General features: G+C 35.6%; 2 protein-coding genes. Both read left to right on the forward strand.

Annotated elements, in window-relative coordinates; genetic code table 11:
• Positions 1-185 precede the first annotated feature (185 nt).
• Positions 186-4,412: a CoA activase gene (locus HOG71_02250; protein ID MBT5989650.1), complete on the forward strand. Its 4,227-nt coding sequence runs from the start codon at positions 186-188 to the stop codon at positions 4,410-4,412.
• Between the two features lie 47 nt (positions 4,413-4,459).
• Positions 4,460-5,068: a class I SAM-dependent methyltransferase gene (locus tag HOG71_02255; GenBank protein ID MBT5989651.1), complete on the forward strand. Its 609-nt coding sequence runs from the start codon at positions 4,460-4,462 to the stop codon at positions 5,066-5,068.
• Positions 5,069-5,485: the final 417 nt, after the last annotated feature.

Raw genomic sequence — 5,485 nt, forward strand, 5'->3', positions numbered from 1 at the left:
AATTAAATAGGATGATATTAATCATTCATAATTGAGAAGAAAATAAATATTTCACCATCAATTGGGAAAACCTAGATAAATAATCATAAAAAGAGAAATAGAATGTTTTAAACTATTATTAATCAGTAGCCTGCTGATTTTTAATTATTTATGTTTAAATTAGTTATGCCTTACTAGCTATTCACATGAACTATTTTATTGGAATTGATATTGGCTCGATATCCGTGAATACTGTAATTTGTTGCACTGATAATCATATAATTGCGGAATATTACGACTACATTCACGGACAACCTTTTCAAATTTTGCAGAAAAGGCTTAAAACAGTATTTGCTAAATTTGGTGAAGAAAACTTAAAGCATATATGCTTTACAGGATCTGGTGCAAAAAAGGCTGTAGAAATCCTTGGAGGCAGAGCCATTAATGAAATTATTGCTCAATCAACTGCAGTTTCGGTACTCCATCCAAAAGTTAAAACCATTATCGAAATGGGTGGTGAAGATTCTAAACTTATTTTTCTGCAAAATGGCAATTCAAAAGGGCAGTCTTACCTTTCTGATTTTGCAATGAATAGTCTATGTGCGGCAGGAACAGGCTCTTTCCTAGACCAGCAAGCTAAACGGATTGGGGTTAATATCGATCAAGAATTCGGTGAATTGTGCATGATGTCAGAAACTCCTCCACGAATTGCTGGTCGTTGCAGTGTATTTGCAAAAAGCGACATGATCCATTTGCAACAAATTGCCACACCCGTTCATGATATTGTTGCTGGATTGTGTTTTGCTGTAGCCCGCAATTTCAAAAGCACCCTTGGCCGAGGAAAAAAAATAATCAGCCCTGTCCTGTTTCAGGGAGGAGTGGCAGCTAATCTTGGTATGGTTCGCGCTTTTCGTGAAATCTATAATTTGGATGAAGAAAGCTTTACTGTTCCTAAATACCACGCATCAATGGGAGCTATTGGTGCTGTCATTTATCATCAAAAAAATCCAAATGAATACATCCCTTTCAAGGGTATTGAAGTATTAAAGAATTATTTGCAAACCAATAATCAAAGTGGAAATTCAAATCTAAAACCACTTCAAAATCGATCCTATAGTTTAAACAAACAAATTCGAGATATACGTTTAGAAAAGGAACCTATACATGTTTATTTAGGAGTAGATGTTGGTTCATTGAGTACCAATGTTGTGCTAATCGATCAAAAAAATAATGTAGTAGCACGCAGATACCTCCCCACTGCTAGTAAACCACTAAATGCTATCCAAAAAGCTTTATCTGAAATTAGTAGTGAAATCGGACATAAGGTCAAAGTTATTGCTGCAGGAAGCACTGGTTCGGGTCGTTATTTAACAGGTGATTTTATTGGCGCTGATACTATCCAAAATGAAATTACAGCACAAGCTACTGCAACTATTGCATATTGTCCAGAAGTTGATACCATATTTGAAATTGGCGGACAGGATTCGAAATACATCCACATTGAAAATGGAGTGATAACCGATTTTGAAATGAATAAAGTATGTGCTGCAGGCACAGGATCTTTCCTTGAAGAACAAGCTGAAAAGCTGGATATTAGTATTAAGGAAGAGTTTGAAAAGCTCGGATTTGAAAGTCAACGTCCATCAAAGCTAGGTGAAAGATGCACTGTTTTTATGGAGAGTGATTTGAATTCATTATTACACAAAGGAGATCAAAAAGAAAATCTCATAGCCGGACTTGCATATAGTACAGTTCAAAATTACTTAAACCGGGTTGTTCGCGATAAACCAATCGGAGATCATATATTCTTTCAGGGAGGTGTTACGAATAATAAAGCAGTTGTTGCAGCTTTTGAAAAAATTATTGGAAAAAAAATCAATATCCCTCCTCATTTTGATGTGACAGGAGCCATTGGAGCCGCTATTCTAGCTCGAGACAAAATGAAAAATGGGCAAAAAACAAAATTCAAAGGATTTGAAGTCAGCAAAGTTCCTTATGCAACCGATAAATTTATTTGTCAAAAGTGCTCAAATAATTGTGAAATCAGACGAGTGAAAATTAAAGGTGAAAAACCACTATTCTATGGAGGGATCTGCGATATATATGAAATTGAAGAGCGTAAAGGAAAAGGAATTGATATTCCCAATCTTTTTGAAGAAAGATTACAACTATTACTCAATAACTATAATCCTAAAGTAAAACCAACAAATACAACCATAGGTATCCCTCGAGGCTTATCCTTATTTTATTCACAGTTTCCTTTCTGGAGAAGCTTCTTTGAACAGCTCGGCTTTGATGTTATTCTTTCGGATGAATCTGATAAAAATACCCTGACAAATTCCATTGAAATGATGACGGCAGAAACCTGTCTTCCGGTTGAACTTATTCATGGTCATGTTGATAATTTATTGGAAAAGAAGGTAGACCACATATTTTTACCGTTTGTGGTCAATAATGTGGCAGAAGAAGACAATAAAACAAGCACTGCAAATTGTCCATGGATACAATCACATCCATTTATGGTCAAGGCCGCTTTAAATAAACATAAAGATGTAGATAAATTGCTAATTCCTACTTTGCATTTCAAGTATTTTACAACTGCATTTCATCAGGAGTTAACCAAATTTATGAAAGATACGTTTGGATTCTCCAAGACCAAAACAAAAGAGGCCATTGCAATTGCGAATTCTATGCAGCAGGCATTCGAAAAATCTGTTACCGATCGGGGAAAAGAAGTGCTTGCGAATTTACCAAAAGATAAAATGAGTTTTGTTATTCTGGGAAGACCCTATAACACAGGCGATCCTATGCAAAACCTGAGTCTCGTTGAAAAACTTATAGGAATGGATATTATTCCAATACCCCTGGATTTTCTTCCCTGGCAGGATGAAAATATTTTCGACACCTATCCAAACATGTATTGGCCCAATGGAAGAAAAATCTTATCGGCAGCTCGAATAATTAACAAGTCTGAACATTTAAATGCTATCTATCTGGGTAATTTCAGATGTGGACCCGACACCTTTATTCAGCATTATGTAAAAAAAGAAATAAACAAGAAGCCCTACCTCCTGCTTGAAGTTGACGAACATAGCGCTGATGCTGGAATGATTACACGGATAGAAGCTTTCGTTGATAGTCTTGAAGGAGCTTTTAAAAGCAATAAAAAAACGCTTGAAGTAAATGACCATACACAAAATCCTTCACCAGATTTAACAGGCAGAACACTTTATTTCCCATATGGTCGGGATGTTGTTTATGCTTTCCCAGCAGCCTGCAAAAGTGTAGGAATCAAAGCCGAAGTACTTCCCATGCAGAATGAAGAAGATCTTGAAATTGGAAGAAAACATACCAATGGACAAGAATGTTTTCCAATGATTGCAACAACCGGAAGTATTATTCGAAAACTTATGGAACCTGGAGTAGATCCAAAAAAAGTAGCCTTTTTTATGCCTGATCATAATGGCCCATGCCGATTTGGGCATTACAACAGGCTTCAACGGATTATTTTCAACAAACTTGGCTTTAATGATGTTGAAATTCTTCAGCCTAGTAATGATGATTCCTATGCCAGCGTTGCACCCGGTCATTCAACAAAATGGAGGATGATGGCCTATAGGGGGATTATCGCCATTGATTTGCTCAGAAAAATGCAACAACAAAAAAGACCCTATGAAACTGTTGCAGGTCAAACAAATGAAGTTTATCTGGAATGTCGCAACAAGGTGGTTGAATCCTTAGAACATGGTGGGAAAAATCTGATAACTGTAATGCAGGATTCTGCCATCAAGTTTAAGAATATTCCCTTTGCAAATGGAAAGAGAAAACCAGTTGTAGCTATAGTTGGTGAGATTTTCATGAGAGACAATCCCTTTTGCAGTAGTTTTTTAGTAGATAGACTTGAAAAATTAGGAGCTGAAACGCTGATGGCACCATTTGGGGAATGGCTTGACTATTCAACCTATCGATATACCAGAGACAGCAGATGGAAAAAAGACAGAAAAGGTATGTTAAAGTCTAAAATGCAGGCTTTTTTTCAGCATCATTTTGAATCGCAATTGGTTAACGCAGTTTCAAAACACTTTCCCATGGAAGAAGAAATTGCTGTCAAAGATATGCTGGAACACAGTAACCAGTACATTCATCAGGATTATGATGGTGATCCTCCTATGGCCTTGGGAACGGCATCAATTTTATCGAAAAAATATGTTTCAGGGATTGTCAATATTTTACCTTTTACCTGTATGCCAGGAACTCTGAATACTTCCGTTTCTGATGTATTCAGGAAAAGTAATAATGGGCTGCCATGGGAAAACTTTGCCTACGATGGCCAAGAAGATACTGCTTCTGAAACAAGATTTCAGGCCTTTATGTATCAGGTCAATGAATATTCGAAACGAAATAGTTTTGATACTATTCCAGTTAAGTGTTAAGCAATATTTATCAAGCTTACAACAATCAATCACCCTAAAACCAAATTATGACAAAATATTACAATGAGGGTTGGTTTGGAAAACATCCAAACATCTATGAATTTGCAAGTAGATTTATGACAAAAATCAGGAATAAGGCTGCACAAAAGATGGGCGTTAAGAAATTAAATATACTTGATATTGCCACTGGTACAGGAGCTCATGCTTTTGCATTAGCAAAATTGAAACACAGTGTGACAGGAATTGATCTGGACAGAAAAATGCTGGACAAAGCAAAAAAGAAAATCACATCACAACTACAGTTAAAATTCAACCATGGTGATGGGACTAAATTAAATTACAAAGACAATGAATATGATGCAGCAACAATTTCATTTGCAATGCATGATGTGCCATATGATATTGGTCTAAAAATAATACTTGAAGCAAAAAGAGTTATTAGTCAGAATGGATTTATTTTTATTGTCGACTATAACGACTTATCCAGTTTTGGATCTAGAATTCTATATCTAATTGCCCAGATTTATGAAACACCAAACTACAAACCATTTGTAAAAATGGGATTAAGTACTTACTTAGCATCTGCTGGGTTCGAGATAACAGATAAATCCACTTTTCTTGGGGCTGTACAATATGTGACTGCAAAACCGATTTAATTTACAATTTTAGGCTTGTGTATTGTTAATCATTGCCTTTTAGTTCTCTTAATATCAAATTCTTTTGCGATTGACTTATAGCTGATTATGTTTCTGTAAAAGTAGAGAAAAGTGCAACAGCCATTCTTCAGGGAGATGTATTTGGTGATATTGAAGTCGTGAGAGGCAATTCCAGGCTGATAACTTAGCTAAAGGTGTTTACCTTGTTCGTTTAGTAACGGATACTGAAAGTTTAGTAGAGCGAATTATTCTCGCTGACTTAGCAACACTATTTTTTTATATCAGACAATTGATAATTGTCCATTTTTTTTAAAAATAAACAGTACAATTCAGTGAATAAGAAAACGCCTGCGAATCAGATAACAAACTGAGTTATTACAATTCTTTTCTTATTAAAATTCCATCCCATTTCTTAAG

It is taken from the genome of Bacteroidota bacterium, assembly GCA_018698135.1.
Taxonomy (GTDB): Bacteria; Bacteroidota; Bacteroidia; order CAILMK01; family JAAYUY01; genus JABINZ01.

Coding starts and splice junctions, on each gene's coding strand:
- HOG71_02250 (MBT5989650.1), top strand. CDS start 186: ATGAACTATTTTATTGGAATTGATATTGGCTCGATATCCGTGAATACT.
- HOG71_02255 (MBT5989651.1), top strand. CDS start 4,460: ATGACAAAATATTACAATGAGGGTTGGTTTGGAAAACATCCAAACATC.